This window comes from Serratia sp. HRI (assembly GCF_010119335.3).
Taxonomy (GTDB): Bacteria; Pseudomonadota; Gammaproteobacteria; order Enterobacterales; family Enterobacteriaceae; genus Serratia; species Serratia nevei.
Genome location: NZ_CP083690.1, coordinates 4,022,523 through 4,047,761 on the forward strand (window position 1 = coordinate 4,022,523; position 25,239 = coordinate 4,047,761).

The 25,239-nt window shown below is 62.7% G+C and carries 18 protein-coding genes; 5 read left to right on the forward strand and 13 right to left on the reverse strand.

The window, feature by feature from the left end:
• Positions 1-217: 217 nt before the first annotated feature.
• Together yegQ and GF111_RS19280 are read right to left on the reverse strand one after the other, a co-directional pair.
• Positions 218-1,570: a tRNA 5-hydroxyuridine modification protein YegQ gene (gene yegQ, locus GF111_RS19275; protein ID WP_038873761.1), complete on the reverse strand. Its 1,353-nt coding sequence runs from the start codon at positions 1,568-1,570 to the stop codon at positions 218-220.
• Between the two features lie 301 nt (positions 1,571-1,871).
• Positions 1,872-2,210 (reverse strand): YegP family protein, encoded by a 339-nt coding sequence (locus GF111_RS19280; RefSeq protein ID WP_038873760.1) that lies wholly within the window; start codon positions 2,208-2,210, stop codon positions 1,872-1,874.
• A gap of 338 nt (positions 2,211-2,548) precedes the next feature.
• Between GF111_RS19280 and GF111_RS19285 the strand changes: the two genes are divergently transcribed.
• Both GF111_RS19285 and GF111_RS19290 read left to right on the forward strand, forming a co-directional pair.
• Complete coding sequence (locus GF111_RS19285) at positions 2,549-2,812, forward strand: antitoxin (protein WP_004941563.1); 264 nt, start codon at positions 2,549-2,551, stop codon at positions 2,810-2,812.
• Between the two features lie 3 nt (positions 2,813-2,815).
• Positions 2,816-3,205 carry a type II toxin-antitoxin system VapC family toxin gene (locus GF111_RS19290; RefSeq protein WP_047730091.1) on the forward strand — a complete coding sequence of 130 codons (390 nt, stop codon included), beginning with the start codon at positions 2,816-2,818 and terminating at the stop codon, positions 3,203-3,205.
• A 4-nt stretch (positions 3,206-3,209) separates the two neighbouring features.
• On the opposite strand, the gene baeR is transcribed toward GF111_RS19290, so the two are convergent.
• Genes baeR through GF111_RS19320 form a run of 6 tightly spaced genes read right to left on the reverse strand, consistent with a single transcriptional unit; the run spans position 3,210 to position 14,196 of the window.
• Entirely contained in the window at positions 3,210-3,926 is a 717-nt protein-coding gene (baeR, locus tag GF111_RS19295) for a two-component system response regulator BaeR (protein ID WP_047730092.1), read from the reverse strand.
• 9 nt (positions 3,927-3,935) lie between these two features.
• Positions 3,936-5,309 (reverse strand): two-component system sensor histidine kinase BaeS, encoded by a 1,374-nt coding sequence (gene baeS / locus GF111_RS19300; protein WP_060434510.1) that lies wholly within the window; start codon positions 5,307-5,309, stop codon positions 3,936-3,938.
• Positions 5,306-6,736, reverse strand: a complete 1,431-nt coding sequence (locus GF111_RS19305; protein WP_047730094.1) for an MFS transporter — start codon at positions 6,734-6,736, stop codon at positions 5,306-5,308. The genes baeS and GF111_RS19305 overlap by 4 nt, the downstream gene beginning before the upstream one ends.
• Positions 6,737-6,746: 10 nt before the next feature.
• On the reverse strand, positions 6,747-9,827 hold the full coding sequence (gene mdtC, locus GF111_RS19310; protein ID WP_060434506.1) for a multidrug efflux RND transporter permease subunit MdtC: 3,081 nt from the start codon (positions 9,825-9,827) through the stop codon (positions 6,747-6,749).
• Positions 9,824-12,943 carry an MdtB/MuxB family multidrug efflux RND transporter permease subunit gene (locus GF111_RS19315; protein ID WP_047730096.1) on the reverse strand — a complete coding sequence of 1,040 codons (3,120 nt, stop codon included), beginning with the start codon at positions 12,941-12,943 and terminating at the stop codon, positions 9,824-9,826. The genes mdtC and GF111_RS19315 overlap by 4 nt, the downstream gene beginning before the upstream one ends.
• Positions 12,943-14,196: an MdtA/MuxA family multidrug efflux RND transporter periplasmic adaptor subunit gene (locus tag GF111_RS19320; RefSeq protein ID WP_038873741.1), complete on the reverse strand. Its 1,254-nt coding sequence runs from the start codon at positions 14,194-14,196 to the stop codon at positions 12,943-12,945. Before GF111_RS19320 ends, GF111_RS19315 begins: the two co-directional genes overlap by 1 nt.
• A gap of 273 nt (positions 14,197-14,469) precedes the next feature.
• Here GF111_RS19320 and GF111_RS19325 point away from each other — a divergent pair, with 273 nt between their 5' ends.
• Complete coding sequence (locus GF111_RS19325; protein WP_094461105.1) at positions 14,470-15,423, forward strand: aldo/keto reductase; 954 nt, start codon at positions 14,470-14,472, stop codon at positions 15,421-15,423.
• 68 nt (positions 15,424-15,491) lie between these two features.
• Positions 15,492-16,109 carry a pyridoxamine 5'-phosphate oxidase family protein gene (locus GF111_RS19330; RefSeq protein ID WP_147190686.1) on the forward strand — a complete coding sequence of 206 codons (618 nt, stop codon included), beginning with the start codon at positions 15,492-15,494 and terminating at the stop codon, positions 16,107-16,109.
• Here GF111_RS19330 and GF111_RS19335 read toward each other — a convergent pair.
• Positions 16,106-16,672 (reverse strand): GNAT family N-acetyltransferase, encoded by a 567-nt coding sequence (locus GF111_RS19335; RefSeq protein WP_147190683.1) that lies wholly within the window; start codon positions 16,670-16,672, stop codon positions 16,106-16,108. The two genes, GF111_RS19330 and GF111_RS19335, sit on opposite strands and share 4 nt — an antisense overlap.
• A gap of 51 nt (positions 16,673-16,723) precedes the next feature.
• Positions 16,724-18,076: a molecular chaperone gene (gene yegD / locus GF111_RS19340; protein ID WP_048234531.1), complete on the reverse strand. Its 1,353-nt coding sequence runs from the start codon at positions 18,074-18,076 to the stop codon at positions 16,724-16,726.
• Between the two features lie 164 nt (positions 18,077-18,240).
• Between yegD and alkA the strand changes: the two genes are divergently transcribed.
• Positions 18,241-19,731: a DNA-3-methyladenine glycosylase 2 gene (alkA, locus tag GF111_RS19345; protein ID WP_047730102.1), complete on the forward strand. Its 1,491-nt coding sequence runs from the start codon at positions 18,241-18,243 to the stop codon at positions 19,729-19,731.
• Between the two features lie 12 nt (positions 19,732-19,743).
• Here alkA and GF111_RS19350 read toward each other — a convergent pair whose 3' ends face one another.
• The 3 genes from GF111_RS19350 to mgtE all read right to left on the reverse strand — a co-directional run bounded on the left by GF111_RS19350 (position 19,744) and on the right by mgtE (position 25,235).
• Positions 19,744-20,097: a DNA-binding protein gene (locus GF111_RS19350; protein WP_038873726.1), complete on the reverse strand. Its 354-nt coding sequence runs from the start codon at positions 20,095-20,097 to the stop codon at positions 19,744-19,746.
• A gap of 191 nt (positions 20,098-20,288) precedes the next feature.
• Complete coding sequence (locus GF111_RS19355) at positions 20,289-23,615, reverse strand: diguanylate cyclase (protein ID WP_047730104.1); 3,327 nt, start codon at positions 23,613-23,615, stop codon at positions 20,289-20,291.
• Between the two features lie 186 nt (positions 23,616-23,801).
• On the reverse strand, positions 23,802-25,235 hold the full coding sequence (mgtE, locus tag GF111_RS19360; protein ID WP_015378729.1) for a magnesium transporter: 1,434 nt from the start codon (positions 25,233-25,235) through the stop codon (positions 23,802-23,804).
• Positions 25,236-25,239: the final 4 nt, after the last annotated feature.

Genomic DNA, 25,239 nt, shown 5'->3' on the forward strand with positions numbered 1-25,239 from the left:
CGGAAATAAGCGCAGCGAAAAAAATAGGCGTGCCCATAAAAGAAAAAGCCAGCCCAAGGGAGATTGGGCCGGCTAAGGAGGTGGTTCCTAGTATTGCTATGCAAATATTTTCGTTGTTCGTTTTAAGCAGCGTGATAGTAACCAAGCTACGCGCACATTGATGTGATCCAATTCTAATATTTGCTAAAAATCGCCGCCGAATGACGGCGATTCATTGTTATGCCCCGACGCTATTTTCTTCCGCCAAATTGCGGATCAGCAATGCATAATTGAGATCGATATCCTGTGGGATCGGCAAATAAACAATATGGCCGTTGCCCGGCGCCACCTCAATCGGTTCGCCTTTCTTATTTTGCATGCTTTCGAGGGTGAAGACCACGTTGCCGCCCGGCGTCATCATCTCGACGCTGTCGCCGAGTGAGAACTTATTCTTCACGTCGACCTCTGCCCAGCCATCGCGGCGCACGCCGGTGAATTCGCCGACAAACTGCTGGCGCTCGGAGAGCGAGGAGCCGTAGTCGTAATTCTGCTGCGCTTCGTGCACGTGGCGGCGCAGGAAGCCTTCGGTGTAGCCGCGGTGCGCCAGGCCTTCCAGCGTGGTAAGCAGGGTCGGATCGAAGGGTTTGCCGGCGGCCGCGTCGTCGATGGCGCGGCGGTAGACCTGGGCGGTGCGGGCGCAGTAGTAGAAGGACTTGGTGCGGCCTTCGATCTTCAGCGAGTGCACGCCGAGCTGCGTCAGACGCTCCACGTGCTGGATGGCGCGCAGATCCTTGGAGTTCATGATATAGGTGCCGTGCTCGTCTTCGAAGGCGCTCATATATTCGCCTGGTTTTTGCGCTTCAGACAGCATGAACACCTTGTCGGTCGGTGCGCCGATGCCCAGCGTCGGCTCGACGGTTTGCACCGGGATCGGCTCGTGCAGGTGCACGATATTGCCGGTGTCATCCTCTTTGCCTTCTTCAGCCTTATACTGCCAGCGACAGGCGTTGGTGCAGGTGCCCTGGTTGGGATCGCGCTTGTTGATATAGCCCGACAGCAGGCAGCGGCCGGAGTAGGCCATGCACAGCGCGCCGTGGACGAAGATTTCCAGCTCCATGTCCGGCACTTCGGCGCGGATCTCGGCGATCTCTTCCAGCGACAGCTCGCGCGAGAGGATCACGCGGGTCAGGCCCATTTGCTTCCAGAACTTCACCGTTGCCCAGTTAACGGCGTTGGCCTGCACCGACAGGTGAATGTCCATCTGCGGGAAGGCTTCGCGCACCATCATGATAAGGCCGGGATCGGACATGATCAGCGCATCCGGGCCCATATCGATAACCGGCTTCAGATCGCGCAGGAAGGTTTTCAACTTGGCGTTGTGCGGAGCGATGTTCACCACCACGTAGAATTTTTTGCCCAGCGCATGGGCTTCGTTGATGCCCTGCGCCAGATTCTCGTGGTTGAATTCGTTGTTGCGCACCCGCAGGCTGTAGCGCGGCTGGCCGGCGTAAACCGCATCGGCGCCATAGGCGAAGGCGTAACGCATGTTTTTCAGCGTTCCGGCCGGGGAGAGAAGTTCCGGTGTAAACATAGTGTGTCTCGGTCTGATTTCAGGTCAGTATACCTCTGTCTTTCGAACTGCAGCGTTGTTGGCTGCATTCGCTCACTCCAGTCACTTGGTTGACCAAGCTCCTGGAGACTCACGAACTTGCCGCCTAGCTGCCGTGTGAAAGCCAGTGGGTATATCGCGCCCCAGATGGCGCAGTAAAAGCGGGGGATTGTAGCCGCAGCGCAGCAAGAAATCAGCAGTTAACCGGATTTATTCAAGGGAGATTGATCCCGGTCAAACGGAAAACGCGCGATGGCGGCCACCGCGCGGGCGACACGGGGGATCAGGCGCTCAAATCGCGGATATCGGTGGTCGGGCCGTTTTTCATCACCGACTGGATACCGTTTTTGGCTGCGCTTTCGGAGCTGTACATTTCGCTGACGCCGATCACCTGATGGTTCTTGGCCTTCAGCACAAAATAGGGCTGATTGCTGGTGCTGTGCTTCAGTTCAAACTGCGCTTCGTGCGGCGCATTGGTCTGCACCGAGGCGATGCCGTTCTCCGCCGACGCTTTGCTGGCATACATCTCGCTGGCCAGAATGATCTCGCCGTTACTGGCTTTCAGGTTGAAGTGGTACTGTCCGTTCTTTGCTTTTTTCAGCTCGTAATGACCGATTGCCATGGTTCTTCTCCTGTAGGTTCCGATTCGTGATGTAAGTGTAGCCAATCGCTTGAAAATCGGCGGCTAAACCTCACAGCAGCTTAGTCTAAAAAATGCGCAGCTTTCTTGCGCCGGCGCGGAGTTTTCATCCGAGAAGCCCGCTGCCGCACGGGAAGCTAAGGGAAGGCGTGGTGATTGCGCAGTGCGCCGCATAACAAGGGGAACAGGGTTTCACCCCGTGAGATTGTGCGTTACGGTTTGTCCGTATCGTCAATGTGGATGAAAAATGAGCGATACATCTTGGCATCGACACGCTACAGGCATATGCTTTGGCCTATGCCTGCTGTGGAGGTGTCGAGATGGAAAGAATCGCAAAGCTGTTTAAAAACGGCAGAAATCAGGCGGTGAGGTTACCGGTGGAATTTGAATTTGATACGGATCGTGTCTATATCCGTCGCGATCGGGAGGGCAACGTGATTTTATCCAAATATCCGGCAAAGCCGGACAGCTGGGCACCGCTGCTGAGCATTATCGCCCAAACGCCGGTGCCGCAAGAGTTTCTTGGCGCGGAAGATCGTCAGCAAGGGGTTGCAGACCGCGATCCATTCTCAGAGGAAGAGTAGGCGATGTACATGTTTGATACCAACACCGTCAGCCACTTGTTTCGGCAGCATCCGCAGGTGCTTAACGTCATGGAAAAGCTCCCGCCTTCTGCCGTATGTATTTCCAGCGTCACGGAAGCGGAACTGCTTTACGGTGTGGCTAAACGGCGGAACAAGGCGTTGCAAAGCATGGTCGAGGCCTTTCTTGCCGCGGTGACGGTCTATGCATGGGATAGCGAGGCCGCCCGCTGCTACGGTGAAATGCGCGCGAACATGGAGAGAAAGGGCAAAATCATGGGCGCGCTGGATCAACTGATCGCCGCTCACGCGCAGAGCCGTGGCGCGACGCTGGTGACCAACGATCGCGCATTCGCCATGGTGCCCGGGTTGGCGGTTGAAGACTGGACGCGCTGATCCCCTAAATCCCATTCACCAGCCGGCAGGGCTCGGCTTCCCAGCGGTAACCGACGCCGTATACCGAGCGGATAAAGGATTTTTGCCCGTCGATCAGCTCCAGCTTGCGGCGCAGGTTTTTGATGTGGCTGTCGATGGTGCGGTCGGTGACCACCCGATAGTCGTCATACAGGTTGTTCAGCAGCTGCTCGCGTGAAAACACGTTGCCCGGCTGGCTGGCCAGCGTTTTCAGCAGGCGGAATTCCGCCGGCGTCAGATCCAGCAACTGCCCCTGATAGCTGGCCTGGAAACGCGGCTCATCGATGTGCAGCAGGTCATCTTCCCGCGCATTCTCCTGCGGCCGATAGCTGCGGCGCAGGATGGTTTTCACCCGTGCCACCACCTCTCGTGGGCTGTAGGGTTTGCAGATGTAATCGTCGGCGCCGATCTCCAGCCCCAACAGGCGATCGATCTCTTCGATTTTCGCCGTCACCATCACGATAGGCACGTCGCTGAAGCGGCGCAGCTCGCGGCACACCGTCAGACCGTCGGCGCCCGGCAACATCAGGTCGAGCAAAATCAGCGCCGGCGGATGCTGGTGCACGGTCGGCACCACCTCGTTGCCGTTGGTCAGCCAGCGGGTGGCGTAACCCGCCGCCTGCAGATAGTCCACCAGCAGCTGGCCCAGCTTGGGCTCATCTTCAACAATCATGATCTGCACGGGGTGATTCTGAATGTCCATCAGGGCGCCTTACTTTTTTATCGGGGTAGCAAATTCTACTGTAATGCGCACGCCGCCTAAAGGCGAATGCTCGGCGCGGATTTTCCCGTCGTGGGCTTCCACGATGTTGTGGCAGATCGCCAGCCCCAGCCCGGAACCGCCGCTGGCGCGGTTGCGTGAACCTTCCGCCCGGTAGAAACGTTCGAAAATGCGCGTCAGCTGCTGATCGCTGATGCCCGGCGCGCTGTCCTGCCAGTAGAGGAACAGTCGCCCCGGCTGCAGCTCGGCGCTGATTTCCAATCGGCCGCCGGCGTCGGTGTAGCGCAGGCTGTTTTCCAGCAGGTTATTGAACAGCTGGTTCAAACGGTCGGGATCGCCGAACAGCGGCGCCTGGGCCGGCAAATGGGTGACGATTTCCAGCCCTTTGGCGCGGAAGCGTTCGTGGAAGGCGGCGACGGCGATCTGCAGCAGGTGCACGCAGTCCACCGACGATTTGCGATAGGCCAGCGCGCCGAGATCGGAGAGCGACAGCTGGTGCAGATCGTCGACCAGTTTGGTCAGGGTGGACACCTCGGCCTGCAGCGAACTGAGCGACGCCGGCGTCGGCTGCCGCACGCCGTCCTGCAGCGCCTCCAGCTCGCCGCGCAGCACCGCCAGCGGCGTGCGCAGCTCGTGCGAGACGTCGGCCATAAAAGCGCGGCGCATCTGTTCGTTTTTCTCCAGCGAGGTGGCCAACTGGTTGAAGTCGTGCGCCAGCCGGCCCAGTTCATCCTGGCTGCTGACCGCCACGCGGGTGGTGAAATCGCCCGCCGCCAGGCGATGGGTGCCCGCCACCAGGCGCTTGACCGGGGCCAGCATGCCGCGCGACAGTAGCCAGGTCACCGCCGCCGCCAGCAAGGTAGAGAGCGCGACGATGATCCAGCTGGTGCGCCGCTGCTGGCGATCGAAGTTGATGTCGGTGTTGCGCGTCAGGCGCTCGACCGGGGTGGTGATCACCCAGCCGACGATCTCGTTGTTGTAGCGGATCGGGTGGCGCGGGCCCTCTTTCGGCACCGGCCCGGAGTGGCCCACCAGGCGGTTGAACTGGCTGTCCACCACCCAAAACTGGGTGCGCCAGCCCTTGGGCGGCAGGTTGTGGCTGCTGTCGCTGTTCTGTTCGAACGAGCGCATGATCTGGTAGATCACCTGATCGTTGTTGCGCAGGAACACCCAGTTACCGTGGTGGCTGTACTGTTCCTCCAGCGCTTCGCTCAGCATGTTGATACGCTGCTCGTTGCTGTGTTTGATGTAGTCGATAAAGCCGCGTTCAAAGCTGACGCGCACCCCCCAATGCATGGTGATCAGCACCAGCATGCAGGTGGCGAAAATGGCCAGGAACAGTTTCCCGGTAATACCTATCTTCATTGCAACCTCGTTGAACCGGTACCCGGCTCTTTGGTCAGCGTGCGGTTGGGCGCGCTATCGGCCGGCACGCGCGCGAAGGCCAGTGCGGGCAGAGCGATAATCAACGCCATACAGCAGTAGCTGTAAATAAATGCGCTGTGGATGGCCGGGCTGTCGGCCACCACCTGGTGATGGGCGAAGCTGCCGATCAAGATGCCGGCGACGCTGACGCCAAGGCTCATCGACAGCTGCATGACCATCGACAACAGGCTGTTGCCGCTGCTGGCCAGCCGATCCGGCAGGTCTTTCAGCGTCAGGGTGTTCATCGCCGAGAAGCGCAGCGAGTTGATCATCCCCTGGAAGAACAGCACCACCGGCAGCAGCCACAGCCAGCCGAGCATCGCCGCCAACAGGAAGCTCAGGCTGACCAGCGCCAGCAGCAGCGTGGCGGCCACCAGCACGTTGCGGTAGCCAAAGCGGTTGACCACCTGCACCACGATGCGTTTCATGCCCATGCTGCCGATGATCATCGGGATCATCATCAGCCCGGCGTGGAACGGCGTGAAACCCATGCCCACCTGCAGGAACAGCGGCGTCATGAACGGCAACATGCCGCTGCCGATGCGCCCCAGCAGGCTGGCCAGCAGCCCGATCTTGTAAGTCGGGGTGCGCAGCAGCCGCAGCGAGAACAGGGCGCGGCTATTGCCGTAGGCATGCCAAACATACCCCAACAGCGCCGCTACGCCCAGCGCCACCAGGCCGGCGATGGCGCTGCCGGAGAGCCCCATGCCCTTGTGGCCGTCGAGCGCCAGCGTCAGCGACGCCATGCCGATCGCCAGCAGGATAAAGCCGCTGAGGTCGAAGCGTCGGGTTTGCATTTGGTAGTTGGGCATCAGCAGCAGCGTGGCGATGGCGCCTACGATCCCCACCGGAATATTGATCAGGAAAATCCAGTGCCAGCTGGCGTATTGCACCAGAAAGCCGCCCAGCGCCGGCCCCATCAGCGGGCCGATCTGGCCCGGCAGCGTCACGAAGGTCATCGCCGCCATGTACTGCTCGCGCGGCACGATCTTCATCACCGTCAGGCGGCCGACCGGCACCATCATCGCACCGCCGATGCCCTGAATCACGCGCGAGGCGATCAGCTCGTTCAGGGTTTCCGAGCGGGCGCAGAGAATGGAGCCGAGGGTGAACAGCACGATGGCGCTGAAAAACACTCGCTGTACGCCGACCTTGTCCGCCAGCCAGCCGCTGGCCGGCAGCGTCACCGCTACCGTCAGCACATAGGAGACAATCACCGACTGCATGCGCAGCGGGTTCTCCCCCAGGCTGGCGGCCATCGAGGGCAGGGCGGTGTTGACGATAGTAGTATCCAGCGTCTGCATAAAGAAGCCGAATGCCACTATCCAGAGTTGCCAGCGTACCGTGGCGGCGTGTTTCATCAGCATCGGTCGGCCATTAATGGGGCAGCGGGGCCAGTTGCTTGTTGCGGCGGAATTTCGCCTGCAGCCGGTCGAAGTAAAGGTAGACCACCGGGGTGGTGTACAGCGTCAGCAGCTGGCTCATCACCAGGCCGCCGGCGATGGTGATGCCGAGCGGCTGGCGCAGCTCCGCGCCGTCGCCGCTGGTCAGCATCAGCGGCAGCGCGCCGAACAGCGCCGCCAGCGTGGTCATCATGATCGGCCGGAAACGCAGCAGGCTGGCCTGGAAAATTGCCTCTCGGGCGCTGATGCCGCCGTTGCGCTGCGCCTCGAGGGCGAAGTCGACCATCATGATGGCGTTTTTCTTCACGATGCCGATCAACAGCATAATGCCGATCAGCGCGATCAGGCTGAACGGCGCGCCGAACAGCTCGAGCGCCAACAGCGCCCCGACGCCGGCGGAAGGCAGCGTGGAAAGGATGGTCAGCGGATGGATATAGCTCTCATACAGCACGCCGAGCACGATGTACACCGTGGCGATCGCCGCCAGGATCAGGATGAGCTGCGACTTCAGGGTGTCCTGGAACACCTGGGCGGTGCCGGCGAACGCGCCGCGCACCGTGGACGGCACGCCGAGCTGAGTCATGGTGCGCTCTACCGCAGCGGTGGCGTCCGACAGGCTGCCGCCGTCCGGCAGGTTAAAGGAGATGGTCGAGGCGGCGGACAGCCCCTGATGGTTGACCGACAGCGGCGCGTTGGCCGGCCGCCAACTGGCGAAGTAGGAGAGCGGTATCGCCTTGCCTTCGTTGTTGATGATGAACATTTTGTCCAGCGAACTCACGTCCTGGGTGTAGGGTGGCGCCACTTCCATCACCACCTTGTATTGATTGAGCGGCTGATAGATGGTCGAAATCTGCCGCTGGCCGAAGGCGTTGTTCAGCAGGTTGTTGGCGTCGGACACCGAAATGCCAAGGCGCGCCATGGTTTCACGATCGTAGACCAGATCCATTTCCGAACCTTTATCCTGCTGATCCGAGTTGACGTCCGCCAGCTCGGGCAATGCGGCCAGCGCGATGCGGATCTTCGGTTCCCATTCGCGCAGCGCGGCGAGATCGTCCGCCAGCAGCGTATATTGGTAGCTGGCGTTGGCCTGCCGCCCGCCGACGCGGATATCCTGCACCGCCATCAGAAACAGGCTGGCGCCCGGTTCTTTGGCCAGGCGAGCGCGCAGGCGGGCGATCACTTTCTGCGCGTCGTCGCTGCGTACCGACAGCGGTTTCAGTGAGATGAACATCGAACCGCTGTTGGTACGCGAGCCGCCGGTAAAACCGGTGACGTTTTCCACGTCCGGATCTTCGCGCACGATTTTCATGAAGTCTTCCAGTTTGCCGCGCATCGCCTGGAACGAAATGCTTTGGTCGGCCTGGATAAAGCCCATCAGGCGCCCGGTATCCTGTTCCGGGAAGAAGGTTTTCGGGATGCTGATATACAGCCAGACGTTGAGCGCAAGGGTGGCGAGGAACACCGCCAGCACCCAGCGCGAGTGGCCGAGCACCCAGTTCAGCGAGCGTCCGTAGCCCTGCTGCAGCGCCAGCAGCATTTTGCCGAAACCGCGCGCCCGCCGCTGCGAACGCGGCGGCTGGTGGCGCAGCAGGTAGGCGCACATCATCGGCGTGAGCGTGAGCGAGACGATGAGCGACAGCCCGATCGACACCGACAGGGTGACGGCGAACTCGCGGAACAGGCGCCCCGGCAGGCCTTCCATCAGCAGCAGCGGGATAAACACCGCCACCAGCGAAACGCTCATCGACAGCACGGTGAAGCCGACTTCTCGCGCGCCCAGCAGCGCGGCGTTGATCGGTTTCATGCCGGCCTCGACGTGGCGGGAAATGTTTTCCAGCACCACGATGGCGTCGTCCACCACAAAGCCGGTGGCGATGGTCAGCGCCATCAGCGACAGGTTATTGAGGCTGAACCCGCACAGATACATGGCGGCGAACGAGCCGACCAGCGACACCGGCACGGCGACCGCTGGGATCAGCGTGGCACGCCCGGAGCGCAGGAAGATGAACACCACCAGGATCACCAACCCGATGGCGATCGCCAGCGACTGTTCCACCTCGGCCAGCGATGCACGGATGGTCGGCGAACGATCCTGCGCGACGTTGAGTTGAATCGAGGCCGGGATATTCTCCTGCAAGGCGGGCAGCTCGGCGCGAATGCGATCGACGGTTTCGATGATGTTGGCGTCCGGCGCACGGCTGATGGCCAGAATGATCGCCGGTTTGGCGTCGGTCATCCCGGCGTTGCGCACGTCTTGCACCGAGTCTTTGACCTCGGCCACGTCGGCTAAACGCACTGCCGAGCCGTTGTTGTAATGAATGATCAGCGGACGGTAAGCATCGGCGGTTTTCAGCGCATCGTTGGCCTGGATCTGCCAGCGCTGCTGCGGGTTTTCCACGGCGCCCTGCGGGCGGCGCACGTTGGCATTGGCGATGGCTTGCCGTACGGTATCCAGCGACACGCCCTGATTGAACAGCGCCGAAGGGTTCAGCTCGACCCGCACCGCCGGCAGCGAACTGCCGCCCACGGAAACGTCGCCGACGCCCTCGGTCTGGCTGATCTTCTGCGCCAGCTGGGTGGAGGCGAAATCGTAAAGCTGCCCCTGGCTGTAGGTGTCCGAGGTCAGCGTCAGGATCATGATCGGCGCGTCGGAAGGGTTGACCTTGCGGTAACTGGGGCGGCTCGGCATGCCGGTCGGCAGCAGGCTTTGCGCGGCGTTGATCGCCGCCTGCACGTCGCGCGCGGCGCCGTTGATGTCGCGGCTGAGATCGAACTGCAAAATGACCCGGGTACTGCCGAGCGAACTCATCGAGGTCATTTCGTTAACTCCGGCGATGCGGCCCAGCGCGCGCTCCAGCGGCGTCGCCACCGAGGACGCCATGGTTTCCGGCGAGGCGCCCGGCAGCGACGCGCTGATCGAAATCACCGGAAAGTCCACCTGCGGCAGCGGCGACACCGGCAGCAGGCGAAAGCCGATTGCGCCGCTGATGGCGATGGCCAGCGTCAGCAGGGTGGTGGCCACCGGCCGGTGAATGAACAGGGCGAAGAATTTCACGGCAGCTCCTGCGTATCCGGCTGGCGATGCGTGTTGCGCGCCAGTTTGTCAAACAGCAGGTAGATCACCGGCGTGGTGAACAGCGTCAGGATCTGGCTCATGATCAAACCGCCGACCATACAGACGCCGAGCGGATGCCGCAGCTCCGCGCCGACGCCGGTGCTCAGCATCAGCGGCAGCGCGCCGAGCAAGGCCGCCAGCGTGGTCATCAGGATCGGCCTAAAACGCAGCAGGCAGGCCTGATAGATGGCGTCGCGCGCCGATAAACCCTGTTCGCGTTCCGCCGCCAGCGCGAAGTCGATCATCATGATGGCGTTCTTCTTCACGATGCCGATCAGCAGGATGATGCCGATGATGGCGATCACGTCCAGCTCGCTGCCGGCCAGCATCAGCGCGAGCAGCGCGCCGACCCCGGCGGTCGGCAGGGTGGAGAGGATGGTGACCGGGTGAATGAAGCTTTCATACAGCACGCCCAGCACGATGTACATCGCCACCACCGCCGCCAGGATCAGCCACAGCGTGCTGCCGAGCGCCGCCTGGAAGGCCAGGGTCGCCCCCTGGAATTGGGTGGTGATGTCCCTTGGCATGTTGAGATTTTTTTCTGCCTGGGTGACCGCGTCCACCGCCTCGCCGAGCGAGTAGCCGTCGGCGACGTTGAACGAAACGGTGGCCGACGGGAACTGATCGAGATGGTTGACCGACAGCGGGCCGAAGCGCTCTTCGATTTTGGCGATGGCGCTCAGCGGCACCACGGCGCCGTCGTTGCCGCTCAGACGGATCTCATTGAGCGCCGCCAGCCCCGGCGTCGCGCTGACGTCGTGCTCCAGCACCACGCGGTATTGGTTGGCCTGGGTGTAGATGGTGGAGATCAGGCGCTGGCCGAACGCGTTGTACAGCGCATTGTCCACGTCGCTCATGGTGACGCCGAGGCGGGAGGCCGAATCGCGGTCGACGTTGACGTAGGCGACCAGCCCCTGATCCTGCCAGTCGCTGGTGACGTCCGCCAACTGAGGGGTTTGCTTCAGCTCATTCATCAGCTGCGGCACCCACAGGCTGAGATCGTCCAGCGACATCGCCTGCAGGGTGAACTGGTACTGGGTGCGGCTGACCTGGGTATCGATGGTCAGATCTTGCACCGGCTGCAGATACAGCTTCACGCCGGGGAACTGCGCCGTCTGCTGCTGCAGGCGGCTGATGATCGCCGGAATGCGGTCGCTGCGTTCGCTCAGCGGCTTCAGGTTGATCTGCAGTCGGCCGCTGTTGAGCGTGGCGTTGCTGCCGTCGACGCCGACGAACGACGTCAGGCTCTCCACCGCCGGATCTTTGAGGATCTGCGCCGCGACCTGCTGCTGGCGCTCGGCCATATTGCTGAATGAGACGCTCTGCGGCGCCTCCAGCGTGCCCTGAATGATGCCGTTGTCCTGCACCGGGAAGAAACCTTTCGGGATCAGCAGGTACAGCAATACCGTCAGCGCCAGGGTGCCCACGGCCACGCCGAGCGTCAGCCAGGGATGATTAAGCACCGTTTTCAGCCACTGGCCGTATTGCGCGATCACCCGGTCGAAAAAGCGTTCGGAGGCGGCGGAAAAACGGTTCTGCTTGCGCAGCGACTCGTGGCTGAGCATGCGTGCGCACATCATCGGCGTCAGCGTCAGCGACACTACGGCGGAGATCAAAATCGCCACCGCCAGCGTGACGGCGAACTCGCGGAACAGGCGGCCGACGATGTCGCCCATGAACAGCAGCGGGATCAGCACCGCCACCAGCGAGAAGGTCAGTGAGATGATGGTGAAGCCTATCTCGCCGGCCCCTTTCAACGCGGCGTCGAGCGGTTTTTCCCCTTTCTCGATGTAGCGTGAGATGTTCTCGATCACCACGATGGCGTCGTCCACCACGAAGCCGGTGGCGATGGTCAGCGCCATCAGCGTCAGGTTGTTGATGGAGAAGCCGAGGAAGTACATGGCGGCGAAGGTGCCGACCAGCGACAGCGGCACCGCCACGCTGGGGATAATGGTCGCCGGCACGTTGCGCAGGAATACGTAGATCACCATCACCACCAGCGCGATCGCCAACAGCAGCTCGAACTGCACGTCGCTGACCGAGGCGCGGATGGTGGTGGTGCGATCGGTCAACACCTTGACGTCGACCGACTTGGGCAGGCTTTTAATCAGCGTCGGCAGCATTTCGCGGATGCTGTCGGCGGTCGTGATGACGTTGACGCCGGGCTGGCGCTGAATGTTCAGCACGATCGCCTGTTGCTTGTTGGCCCAGGCCGCCAGTCGGGTGTTTTCCGCCCCTTGTTCGATGGTGGCGATATCCTGCAGGCGGATCGCCGCGCCGTTCTGGTAGGCGACGATCAGCTGGCGATAGTCGTCGGCAGACTTCATTTGGTCGTTGGCGGACAGGGTGACCGATCGGGTCGGGCCGTCCAGGCTGCCTTTCGCCGAGTTGACGTTGGCGTTGCTGATGGCGGCGCGGATGGTTTCACTGTTCAGGCCATAGGCGGCGACCGCCGCGGCGTTCAATTTTACGCGCACCGCCGGACGTTGGCCGCCGGCAAGCGTCACCAGGCCGACGCCGGTCACCTGAGAAATTTTTTGCGCCACGCGGGTTTCCACCATGTCTTCCACCTGCGTCATCGGCATGGCGGTGGAGGTCACGGCCAGCGTCAGGATCGGCGGATCGGCGGGGTTTACCTTGCTGTAGATCGGCGGGTAGGGCAGATCGCTCGGCAGCAGGTTGGTGGCGGCGTTGATCGCCGCCTGCACTTCCTGCTCCGCGACGTCGAGCGGCAGCGCCAACTGGAACTGCAGGGTGACCACCGAGGCGCCGCCGGAACTTTGCGACGCCATTTGCTTCAGACCGGACATCTGGCCGAACTGGCGTTCCAGCGGCGCGGTAATGGCGGAGGTCACCACGTCCGGGCTGGCGCCGGGGTACAGCGTCACCACCTGGATGGTGGGATAATCCACCTCCGGCAGGGCGGACACCGGCAGCGCGCGGTAGCCGATAATCCCCGCCAGCAATATCGCCACCATCAGCAGCGTGGTGGCAACCGGACGCAGAATAAACAGGCGGGACGGACCGCCGCCGGCGTTGGGAGGCATCACCTGCATCAGGACTTCCTCTGAACGTCAGGTTCGCGCTTGGCGTTGGCCGCCGCCGACGCTTCGCTCGGCGCGAGCACTTCCACCTGCATGCCTTCGGTCAGGCGATCGATGCCGTCGGTCACCACCCGATCGCCGGCGTTGAGGCCGGCGCTGATCACCACCTGCCGGCTGTCCTGCACGCCGGCGGTGACCCGATGTTTGCTGACCTTGTTGTCTTCACCGAGCGTCCAGACGAAGTTGCCCTCGTTGCCCATCTGCAGCGCGGCGGTCGGGATTACCACTGCATCGTGCAGGGTATCCACCTGCAGCCGCGCGTTGACGAACTGGTTGGGGAACAGCGCGTCATCTTCGTTGGTGAAGCGCGCTTTCAGCTTGATGGTGCCGGTGGCGGTATCAATTTGGTTGTCCAGGCTCAGCAGCGAACCGGTCGTCAGCTTGTTCTGGTTGGTGCGGTCCCAGGCTTCGACGCTCACCGGCCCGGCTTTTTGCGCCTTGAGCAGATCGGCGATGTTGCCTTCGGGCAGCGTGAACACCACGTCGATCGGGTGCGTCTGCGTGATCACCAGCAGACCGGTGGTGCTGCCGCTGGTGACATAGTTGCCGACGTCGACCAGTTTCAGGCCGACGCGGCCGTCGATTGGCGCAGTGATGCGGCTATAGGTGATCTGCAGTTTGGCGCTGTCGACCGCGCCCTGATCGGCCTTGATCGCGCCTTCGGTCTGCTGCACCAGCGAGGCCTGCGTATCCAGCTCCTGACGGGAAACCAGATTGGTTTTCACCAGTTGCTGATAGCGCGCCAGATCGCGCCGGGCATTGGCCAGCGTGGCCTGATCTTTTGCCAACTGCCCCTGAGCCTGGGTCAACTGAACCTGGAACGGCCGGGGATCGATTTCCGCCAGCAGATCGCCGGCTTTGACCTGCTGGCCTTCGGTAAAGTGGATCGCCATCAGCTGGCCATCGACCCGGCTGGTGACGGTCACGGTATTGGCGGCGGTGGCGGTGCCCAAGCCGGAAAGATAGCGCGGCACCGTCTGGCGGGTGGCGGTCGCCGCCTGCACCGGCGACATCGGTGCGCCGCGTCTGCCGCCCGCCGCGCGGCCCGCTCCCGTTTTACCCGCGGCCTGGTGCGCGCCCGGCGTCGTCCCGGCGGTCGGTTGGGCGGCGCTGAAATGGCGCCAGGCCAGAACGGCGACGATGATCGCAATCGCCGCAACCAGCAGGCGCAGCAGCAGGGAACGACGTTGGGGTTTTGCATTCATGGTGGTGAAAACTCTCTCCAAAAGGCAGGGGTGCGGGCACTCATTGCCACAAAAATGACACTCCTTACAGGATACTAGTTTAGCCAGCGAAGACGGCATAAAAATGAAGGAAATAAGGAGGAACCGTCAGCATTTTCCGAATAAGTTAACGATTGTTGCCTACTCTGTTTATAAGCGTTGGGTTTTAACTTATAGCCAATGCGTTTTAACGACTTTCTGTGTTCGGCGCTAATAATTAACAAGCGAATTATTTAACCCATGGAGCCTCTATCAATGAGCAAAAAACAACTGGGCCGTTCGGGCATTCAGGTGCCGGCGTTGACCTTCGGCGGCAATGTGTTCGGCTGGACGGCGGATCAAGCGACCTCTTTCAGCCTGTTGGATGCGCTGGTGGACAATCAGCTCAACTTTATCGACACCGCCGACGTTTATTCCAGCTGGGCACCGGGCAATCAGGGGGGGGAATCGGAAAGCGTCATCGGCGAATGGCTCAAGAAGAGCGGCAAGCGCGACCAGGTGATCATCGCCACCAAGGTGGGCAAACCGATGGGCGAAGGCAAACAGGGGCTGTCGCCGCGCTATATTCAGCAGGCGGTGGAAGACTCGCTGCGCCGCCTGCAAACCGATTATATCGATCTTTACCAATCGCACGACGATGACCGCGATACGCCGTTGGAAGAGACGCTGGCGGCGTTCGATGCGCTGATCAAGGCCGGCAAGGTGCGGGCGATTGGCGCCTCCAACTATCAGGCGGATCGCCTGGAAGCAGCGCTGCGGGTGAGCGAAAGCAACGGATTGGCGCGCTACGAAACCCTGCAGCCGGAATACAATCTGTATGCGCGCGAAGAGTATGAAGCCGAGCTGGAAGGCGTGGCGCAGCGCCATGGTCTCGGGGTGATCAACTTCTTCGCGCTGGCCAGCGGCTTCCTGACCGGCAAATACCGCAGCAAAGCGGATGAGGGTAAAAGCCAGCGCGGCGATCGCATCGTCGAACGCTACCTTAACCCGCGCGGCTTCCGCATTCTGGCGGCGCTGGATCAGGTGGCCGGCAAGCACGGCACCTCCCCGGCGCAGGTCTCGCTGGCCTGGCTGATTGCGCGCCCGAGCATCACCGCGCCGATCGTCAGCGCCACCTCGTTGCCGCAGCTGGATGAGTTGGTCAGCGCCACGCGCCTGACGCTGGATGCGGACGACATCCAGGCGCTGAACCACGCCAGCGCCGGGTAAGGCGCGTTACCCGGCGGCGATTTTGCTCTATGCTGAAGGGGTCAACATGGCCCATTCAGGAAACCGCAATGTCTGGTGATACCATCAACGACCTCGCGACGCTGGAACAGCTGTACGGCAAACCCGGCGCCCCCTCGGTTTTTAAAGAAGTCAGCTATATCCACGCGGCGTACCGCCCGTTTATCGAGGCGGCGCCGTTTGCCGCCCTCTCGACGGTCGGGCCGGACGGCATGGATGTCTCGCCGCGCGGCGATCCGGCCGGTTTTATCCACATCGAAGACGAGAAAACCCTGCTGCTGCCGGATCGGCGTGGCAATAACCGCATCGATAGCCTGCGCAATATTCTGCACGACAACCGGGTGGCGCTGCTGCTGCTGATCCCCGGCATCGGCGAAACGCTGCGGATTAACGGGCGGGCGGAGATCGTGGTGGCGCCGGCGGTGCTGCAGCGCTTCGCCCACCGCAATCAGCTGCCGCGTTCGGTGTTGCGCATTCGGGTGGAGGCGGTGTTTTTCCAGTGCAGCCGGGCGATCTTGCGTTCGGGACTCTGGGAAGAGGGCAGCCGCCTCGAACGTTCGGCGCTGCCCAGCCCCGGCCATATTTTGGCCGAGGTGAGCCAAACGCGCTTCGACGGTGAGGAGTACGACCAAGCGCTGCCGCAGCGGCTGAAGGATACGCTGTATTAATCGCCGTGGCGTTCGCGCCACGTTTGCCGGTTCAGCCGGTACAAGACATGTTTTTGCAGCGGGTGCCCCGCCGGCAGGCGTGGGTGCAGGAAGGTTTCGCCGTCAAAGTGCATACCGATGCGCTCCATCACCCGGCGCGACGGCTGGTTATCTTCGGCGGTGAAGGACACCACTTCCGGCAAGTACAGCGTGTCGAAGGCACACGCCAGCGCAGCGCGTGCCGCTTCAGCGGCGTAGCCGTTGCCCCAGTGGGCCGCCGCCAGCCGCCAACCGATCTCCACGCAGGGGGAGCAAGGCAGGTCGTCGCCCGGCCGCGCCAGCCCGACAAAACCGATAAAGGGCGCGCCGCCTTTCACTTCCACCGCCCATAGCCCCCAACCATGTTGCTGCATGAAGGCGCGGATGCGTTCGGCCTGCGTGCGGCTTTCTTCGGCCGTCATCGTCGCCGGGAAATAGCGCATCACCTGCGGATCGGCGTTAAGCGCGGCGAAGGCCGGCAGATCGTCGTCGCGCCAGGGGCGCAGCCGCAGCCTGTCGCTGTCGAGGGTAAGGATGGTTGACATGATGCATAGCCTCCAATGAGCAAGGTCGCGGCGAGCCGCGCCCTTGAACCGTCAACGGAACAGCGTTTGCGCCCAGCGCGCCAGCCCGGCGGTGACCGAGCCGAAGTCGTTGCCGCCGACGATCGGAATGCCAGGCAGCTGCTGTTGCAGCGCGGCGCGCAGCAGCGGCGAACGTGCGCTGCCGCCGGTCAGGTAGATCACCTGCGGCGCGGTCTGGCTGCTGGCCAACGCGGCGCTGACCTGCTCCTGGATGCGCATCAACGGCTGCGAGATGGCGTCGGCGAGCTGATCCTGGCTGATGCTTTCCGCCAGATCGGCCTGCACGAAGCTGAGCGGCGCGCTGATGGCGGTTTGGCCGGACAGGGCTATCTTACTCTCTTCGGCCGCGCGCACCAGCCGATAGCTCAGGCGCTGCTGGTACACTTTCAGCAGGCGTTTGACCTTTTCCGGCTCCGCCGCGTCGAGGATCAGATCGCGCAGCACGCGGCCGTTGGCGGCGCTGTAGAAGTCGTTTTGCGCCGGTACGTCGTTGGTCGCCACCGCGTTCCAGTAAGGCAGCGCCGGCAGGGCGATGCCTTTCCCGGTTTCGCCGCCCAGGCCGAACAGCGGCATCAGCTGTTTGAAGGCCAACATGATGTCCAGATCGTTACCGCCGACCCGGCATCCGCTGTGGCCCAGCAGGCTCTGCTGACGATCGGCGCGGTCGCGCCACTGCGGGCCCATCAGCAGCACCGAGCAGTCGGTGGTGCCGCCGCCGATGTCCACCACCAGCACGGTTTGCTCTTCGCTCAGCGTCGCCTCGAAGTCCAGCCCTGCGGCCACCGGCTCGAACTGGAATTCAATCTCTTTGAAACCGGCGCGTTCGGCGGCGCGCTGCAAAATGCCCTGCGCCTGCCGGTTGGCCTCTTCGCCGCCGATGCCCTGGAAGTTGATCGGTCGGCCGATCACCGCCTGATCGATACCGGCCTGCAGCACGTTTTCCGCCTGGCGTTTGATGTGGAACATCATGGCGCAAACCAGGTCTTCGAACAGGGCGATCTGCTGCGGCTTCAGGCCGTTGGCGCCGAGGAAGGACTTCGGCGAGCGCACGAAGTACACCTCTTCCGGATCTTCCATGTAGTGCGCCAGCGCCTGCAGGCCGAACAGCACGCTGTCGCCGCCGACCGGAATGTCCTCTTCGCGGTTGTAACTGATGGCGCGGCGCAGCAGCTGCTGGTTTTCTTCGCTGCCGGTCGGCACCTGCCAGTGGCGGTGCAGGCACTCGCTCACCGCTTCGCGGGTCGGCGCGCACAGCATTGAAGGCAGATACGGCTCGTTGTTTTCCAGCGTCAGCAGCTCGGGGCCGTGGTCGCGCATCACCGCGACGGAACAGTTGGCTGTCCCATAGTCGAATCCAATAAACATCTCTTTTTTGTCCCCATGCCAATGAAGGGGGGCGACTTTACCCGAGACGGGGCCGGTGGGCAATGCGCTGATGCGCGAGTGTCGAAAAATTTAGCGGGCGCGGCATCGGCATGCTTAACTTAATGTCCGAATTCCGCACGTCAGCGCGCCAGCCGAGCCCCATAATGCAGAAAAAACCGAACCCGAGCGTTGCCATGAATACCCAACAGCAAGCGTTGTACGACGCGCTGCGCGCGCGTGACCGCAAATTCGACGGCCGCTTTTTCGTCGGCGTCTCTTCCACCGGCATTTATTGCCGCCCGGTGTGCAGCGCCCGCACGCCGAAGCTGGAAAACTGCACCTTCTATCCGAGCGCGGCGGCGGCCGAGCTGGCGGGCTTTCGCCCCTGTCTCAAATGCCGGCCGGAACTGGCGCCCGGTCTGGCGCTGATCGATCTGGGCAACCGCTATGCGCAGGTGGCGGTGCAGCTCATCGAGCAGGGCTATCTGTCCGAACACAGCTGCGAAGCGCTGGCGGCGCGGCTCGGCATTTCCGATCGCCACCTGCGGCGTATCTTCGCTGAACAGTTTGGTGCTTCGCCGATCGATTACGCGCAGTCGCACCGGCTGCTGCAGGCCAAACGTCTGTTGGCGGATACCGATCTGCCGCTCAGCGAAGTGGCATTCGCCGCCGGTTTCGGCAGCCTGCGGCGTTTCAACGAGCTGTTCAAGGCGCGCTATCGCCTGATTCCGTCGGCGCTGCGCAGCGGCGGCGCGCGCGGTGAACGGGCCGCCGCCAGCGGCCTGGTGTTCCACCTGGGCTATCGGCCGCCCTATGACTGGGATCGCATGCTGAACTTCTTGCAGGCGCGCGCCGTGCAGGGCGTAGAGCGGGTCGAGGGCCGCCGCTATCTGCGTTCGATCTCAGTCAGTCAGGGCGGTACGGAGTATTGCGGCTGGCTCAGCGTGCAGCCGGAAGAAGCGCGCAACCGGGTCAGGGTAGAGATCGCGCCGGCGCTCAGTTTGGTGACGACCGAGGTGCTGCGCCGCGTACGCTTGCTGTTCGATTTGGACGCCGCGCCGGATCGCATCAATGAGGCGCTGGGTTCGCTGGCGGCCGATGCGCCGGGGCTGCGCCTGCCGGGCTGCGTAAACAGCTTCGAACAGGCGGCGCGTGCGGTGCTGGGGCAATTGGTCAGCGTGAAAATGGCGGCAACTTTCGCCGGACGGATGGCCGAACGTTGGGGCGAAGCGCTGGCGGCGCCGCACGAGGGCATCACCCACGTTTTTCCTGCCGCCGAACGGGTGGCGCAGCTGCAGCCCGAAGCCCTGCGCCCGCTCGGGGTGCAGCTGAAGCGCGCGGCGGCGCTGATCGAGATCGCCCGCGCGCTGGGCGAAGGGCGGCTGCAGCTCGATAACGTGCTGGATATTGAACAGGGCATCAAGGCGCTGACCGCGCTGCCGGGCATCGGCAGCTGGACCGCCAGCTATATCGCGATGCGCGCCTGGTCGTGGCCGGACGTGTTCCTGGCCGGCGATTACCTGATCAAACAGCGTTTCCCTGGCATGACGCCGCGCCAGATCGAACGCTATGCCGAACGTTGGCGCCCGTGGCGCTCTTACGCCACGTTGCACCTGTGGCACAACGACGGTTGGGCGCCGGAAGGGGAGGAGTGAGGCGCATTCGGGCTAGCGCGGGGCGTCGATCAGCTGCAGCAGGCGGCTCATGCCTTCGCGCATCAGGAACGCCAGCAGCTTTTCCCGCTCGGCCGGCGTCAGATGGTAGTAATATTCGATCCAGACCCGAACCGGATCCTGGCGTTTGATGTCGTAGTCCGGATGGTCGGCCTCGCGCAAGGCCGACAGGCTGCTCGCGCCGAACGGCAGGCTGTCGATATGGTATTCCAGCGCTTTACCTTGTACGCCGCTGCGGCGGCGGCTGACCCAGCCTTCGCGTCGGGCCATCAGATTGACCCCTTGCGGGGTCGAGGGCAACCCCGCTTTTCCCATCAGTTCCCTGGCGGAAAACCATTTCTTTTCCATAGTCCCTTATCCCTGAGCTATCACATGTCGAGGAAAATCAACGGATACGTCGATGTCCGCATGGGAGCTTCATCTTACTTAATCGTTTAAGCTTCAGGTGTTATTTATATCACTAATCTTGTATTGGTTAACATAATGTGAAAGACGAGAGGTGCGGCGCCGCCCGTGAGACGGCGCCGGCGAGGGAAGGCTTAGCGGATGCCGAAGTAGCCGTCGCTGAGCAGAACCGCCAACGGCTGCTCCAGCGCCACTTGGTCGCCTTCTGCCAGATCGACGCCGACATCGCGCAGCGCCTGCAGCGTCACCGGCTGGTGGGCCGGCCCGGCGAGCGTTTGCGCCTTGATCCGGTGCGCTGCGCCGTTGAGCATCGAGACCATCAGTTCATCCATCTGGTTGCAGTGCACGTTGGTGATGAAGCGTTCATCGATGCGAATGATGTCTATCTTCTGATCGCCCAACTCATCGAAGGCATTGATGTTATGCCCAAAGCCGTTGACGATCAGTCGGCAGCCCAGCTGCTGCAGTTCGCGCAGACACGCTCGGCACTGCGCGGCGTGCTCCAGCACCACGGCTTCATCGACGCTGAACAGCAGTGCCCGCGGCGGCAGCGAAGAGGCGCGCACCGTTTCCGTCAGGTCGCGCTGGAAGTCGGTGTTCAGCAGGCTGTCGGTAGCCAGCGGCAACGCGAGCGACAGCCCCTTGCGCTTGATGTCGTCGGCGTACGATACCAACAGCTGCGTCACCGCCCAGCGGTCGATGTCCGGCATCAGGCCGTACAGCTGCGCCGCGGCGATGAACGCCTCGTGCGGCAGCGGCCTGCCGTCCGGCGCCATAACCTGCAGCTTCACTTGATGGAACGCGGCCGACAGCGGCGTCGCCGGCGGCGCGACCGCGTGGGTCAGCAGCCGCAGCTGCCCCTCGCTGATGATCGTCTGTACCTCCTGTGGGTTCAGCAATTCATGCTGCCGTTCCAGCAGCTGTTTTTGCCGCGTTTCGTACAGATAAACCTGGCCGCGGCCGTGGTGCTTGGCGGTGTAGCAGGCGATGTCGGCCTGGGCCAGCAGTTCGCTGCTTTTGGCGTCGCCGCCGATGCGCGTGATGCCGGCGCTGGCGCCGACGCGATAAATTTTCCCTTCCCAGTAGAACGGATGCTGGCTGATTTGGTTGACTACCTGCTGCATCAGCGATTTCGCCTGCTCCAGCCGGCAGTCGAACAGGATCAAACCGAACTCGTCACCGCCCAGCCGAGCCAGGCAGTCGCTGTTGCGCAGCTGGTGCCGCATCAGCTGGGCGATGTCTCGCAGCAAGGCATCACCCGCCGCGTGGCCGGCGGTGTCGTTTACCGCTTTGAACCGATCCAGATCGAGGAACACCAGCGAATGCGACGACGACGGTTCCCCGCCGGCGGCGATCGCCGCCTTCAGCTGCTTCTCGAAGCGGGTGCGGTTCGGCAGGCCGGTCAGCGCGTCGTGCGAGGCGCTGTAGCTGAGCTTTTTCATCAGTTCGCGCGAGGCGGTGACGTCCTGCAGCACCATCACCGCGCCCATGGTTTCGCCATCGAGCGTTTTCAGCGGTGAGACCGACTGTTGCACGTCGAAATAACGTCCGTCGCGGCTGTGCAGCACCAGCGCGTAATCCGCCGGCCCTTGCCGCGGGTATTGCGTGAGGTTTTCGATTTCCGGGCCGTCTTTGCCGTTGGTCAGGCGCACCACGCCGGCGATGGGCATACCGATCGCCAGGTCGAGCGGCCAGCCGCACATCTGCTCGGCCACTGGGTTCATAAAGGTGATGCGCAGGTGGCTGTCGGTGGAGATCACCCCTTCGCCGATGGCGTCGAGGGTGATGTGCAGGCGCTCTTTTTCTTCGTGCAGCGCCTCAGCGAGGATCTTGAGCTCGGTCATGTCGATATTGGTGCCGATCATGCGCAGCGGCCGGCCCTGGTCGTCGAGGATCACGTTGCCCTGGCCGCGAATATGGCGCAGCTTGCCGCCGCGCGTGGTAATGCGAAATTCCATGACGAAAGGCTTGGGATTGGCCAGCAGCGCGGCCAGCTCGCGATCGGTGCGTTCGCGATCTTCCGGCACCAGCAGGGTGCGCCACAGCGCCAGCGTCGGCGTTTGGTCGGGATTGAGATCGTAGAGTTCGAACATGCGCTGATCCCAGGTGAAGTGTTCCTGGCTCATCACCCATTCCCAAATGCCGACGCCGCCCACTTGGTTGGCCAGCGTAATGCGCTCCACCAGCCGGTTGTTCTCTGCCTCGCTGCGTTTGAGGCCGCTGATGTCCTCGACCTGAGAGATGAAGTACAGCGGTTGCCCTTCGGCGTCGCGCACCAGCGAGACGGCCAACAGCGCCCAAACGGTCTGGCCGTCGCTGCGGATATAGCGTTTCTCCATGGTGTAGCTGCTGATGTGGCCGTCGAGCAGATCGTGCAACTGGCTGAGATCGGCGTTGAGGTCGTCCGGGTGGGTGATCTCTTGAAAGGTCAGGCGATAGAGTCTTTCGGGCGGATAGCCGAGCAGCTTGCACAGCGCCTGGTTAACCTGCAGCCATTTGCCCTCCGGCGACACCAGCGCCATGCCGATGGCGGAATACTCCAGCGCGCTGCGAAAGCGGCTTTCGCTCTCGACGATGTGTTGTTTCTCCACCCGAAAGGTGTGCATCACCATCGCCATCGCGTGTGCCGGGATCAGGATCAGCAGCATCGGCAAGTACAGGCCAAGCTCACCGAAGACGTGTGCAGAGGCCTGCAGGTGCAGCACGCCCAGCGAGATCAGCACCGTGATCAGCAGCAGGGTGCAGAAACAGACGGCGAAGGCTTCGAAGCGCGGCAGCGCGATGGCGGCCCACAGCAGCGGCAGGATGACGAAGGTGAACGGGAACGGCAGATAGGTCAGCGCCAGGTAGCTGAAGGCCAGGGAGCCCATCAGCGTGAGCAGCAGCGGGTAGGGGTTCAGCGCCGCCAAGGTGCGGCGGTGATAGGTGAGGCCAAGCGGCGCCAGCGACAGCACCCCTATTGCTTCGGAGATGAACCAGATGCCGAACGATTGCCAGAACGTTTGATCCGGCGTGGGCGAGAGCCCGGCGGCCAGCAGCGCGCTGAACAGCGGGGTGAAGATCACCGCGCACACCACAAAGCGCAGCCAGCAGCCCAGATCGCTCAGCGGATCGTTCGCCGGCAGCGTGCGGCGCAGCAGCAGGGCGCAAACCGCCGCTTCCAGCAGGTTGATGGCGGCCAGCTTGACGGGAATGATGCTGATGCCGAACAGCAAGAAGCTGGCGAGCACGATGCCGAGGCCGCTGGCCAGCAGCGGCAGGCCCCAGTGGCGCGGGGCGTGGCGGTACAGCACGGCGATCGCGGCGGCGGTCGGGAACCACAGCGGCGTGAAGTGGCGGGCTTCGCTGGACAGCGACAGGCTCAGCAAGGCGAGCAGAAACGTCGCCAACGCCACTAACAGGGAATGCGTCAGCATGACGCCTTTGCGGGTGCCGAACGTGTTCGGCGCGCTGATCTCCATAGACATCCTTACCGATGGCCTCTGTCAGTGATTGGATTCATGACGTGGATGAATTAAGACGATTTATTGGCAAAGGGTAGTACAGCGCGAGAGGAAAACCTACCGGGAAGACCGACTTTACTGCGTTACACGCAAGCCCGGCGACAGAATGACGAAAAAGCCGGCGCGGGGCCGGCTTTTGGCGTATTACAGCAGGAACAGGGTGGCGAGGCCGAGGAAGATGAAAAAGCCGCCGGTGTCGGTCAGCGCGGTGATGAGCACGCTCGAGCCGACCGCCGGATCGCGGCCCAGTTTGAGCATGGTCATCGGGATCACCACGCCCATCAGCGCAGCCAGCAGCAGGTTGAGCAGCATCGCCAGCGTCATCACGCCGCCCATCGCCGCGTCGCCGTACAGCAGCCAGGTGATCACGCCCATGATGCCGCCCCACACCACGCCGTTGATGATGGCCACTCCCAGCTCTCTGAGCATCAGGCGTGAGATGTTGCCGACTTCGATCTGGTGCAGCGCCAGCGCGCGCACGATCATGGTGATGGTCTGGTTGCCGGTGTTGCCGCCGATGCCGGCGACGATCGGCATCAGCGCCGCCAGTGCCACCAGCTGGGAAATGGTGTGTTCGAACAGGCCGATCACGCGCGAGGCGACGAACGCGGTGCAGAGATTGATCGCCAGCCAGGCCCAGCGGGTCTTGACCGCCTTGCTGACCGGGGCGAACACGTCTTCTTCCGGGCTTAAACCGCCCATGCGGCGCAGGTTGGTGTCGCTCTCTTCGTTGACGGCGTCGACGATCTCTTCGATGGTCAGGCGGCCCATCAGTTTGCCCTTGGCGTCAACTACCGGGGCGCTGATCAGGTCGTAACGTTCGAACGCGCCGGCCGCTTCATCGGCCTTGTCTTCGGGCTGAAAGGTGGCGGGATCGCTGTCCATCACTTCGCGCACCGGGATCTCCGGATCGTTCAGCAGCACCGCGGTCAGCGGCAGCTCGCCCAGCAGGGTGTTTTTGCGGTCGGTGACGAACAGTTTATCGGTGGCGTCGGGAATGGTTTTGCGCATGCGCAAAAAGCGGTGCACCGCGCCGAGCGTGACGTCCGGCCGCACCGTCACCAGTTCGAAATCCATCATCCAGCCGACGCTGTCTTTGGCGTACTGGCTCATCTCGCGCACCTGGGCGCGCTGCTCCGGCTCCAGCGAGGTCAGCAACCGGCCCATCAGGTTACGCGGCAGGTATTGCGCCAGGTAGGCCTGTTCGTCGACGTCCAGCGTTTTGATCGCTTTGAGCAGGTCTTTGTCGCTCATTTCCTCGATCAGGCTGTCCCAGACCGGCTCGGCGACCTCCACCAGCGTCTGGCCGCGTTTGCTGTTGCCCACCAGCCGCCACAGCGCCATACGTTCATCCTGCGGCAGCGCTTCCAGCAGGTCCGCCAGGTCGGCGGCGTGCATGTCGTCCAACAGGCCGGTGATTTCCGCCGTCTGGTTCAGCAGTTCGCTTTGGCTGAGGGCGTGCTCATCCCCTGGCCGGCCGAGAATGCCGTCGACCAATTCCTTATTGTTCAACAGCAGAGTGAGAATGCGCTGGCGGTGTTCAGCGACTTTTTTGACGTTATGGGTTGCGGCTGACATGGTG